1 protein-coding gene is annotated in these 620 nt (G+C 72.4%); it reads left to right on the top strand.

Features of this window, described 5'->3' with window-relative positions:
* A partial coding sequence (locus ABWU78_RS20910) for an Ig-like domain-containing protein (protein ID WP_439159394.1) occupies window positions 1-620 on the top strand: 620 nt, incomplete at both ends.

The following is a 620-nucleotide window of genomic DNA, read 5'->3' as shown; positions in this document are numbered from 1 at the left end:
GCGAGCTCGTCGTCACCCTCACCGAGAACCGCCAGGTCATCACCTACACCGCCACCGACATCGACGGCCTCACCGCCAAGGCCTTCGTCAAGGTGCCCGGCCTCACCGACCAGAGGCCGACGCTCCGGCCGGGGACGCAGCTCGAGGTGCTGGCCGGGGAGTCCCTGCCGATCGACATCACCGAGCACGTGCTCGTGGTCGAGGGCAAGACGCCGCGCCTGACGACCGAGGACGCCGTGAAGGTCACCGAGGGCTCGCGCGAGGTCCCGTCGGTGACCCAGATCGTCTACACGCCCGACCCCGCCTACACCGGGCCGGCGTCGGTGTCGTTCGAGGTGACCGACGGGTCCGGCCCGGACGACCCCGAGGGGCACACCAACGTCCTGACCATCCCCGTCCAGGTCCTGCCTCCGGAGAACCTCGCGCCCGAGCTCGTCGGGTCTCCGGCGCTCGACGTGGCCGCGGGCGAGGAGGCCTCGGTCGACCTCGCACGCTTCGCCACGGACGCCGACGGAGACCCGCTGACGTTCACCGCGTCCTCGGGCGGTGCGCAGGGCGTCACGGTCTCGGTCGAGGGCAGCACCCTGCACGCCCAGGCCACGCCCGAGGTGCCCAAGGGC

The sequence above is a fragment of the Cellulosimicrobium sp. CpK407 genome (assembly GCF_051844275.1).
GTDB lineage: Bacteria > Actinomycetota > Actinomycetes > Actinomycetales > Cellulomonadaceae > Cellulosimicrobium > Cellulosimicrobium cellulans_G.
This window is presented reverse-complemented; position numbering and strand designations above follow the sequence as displayed.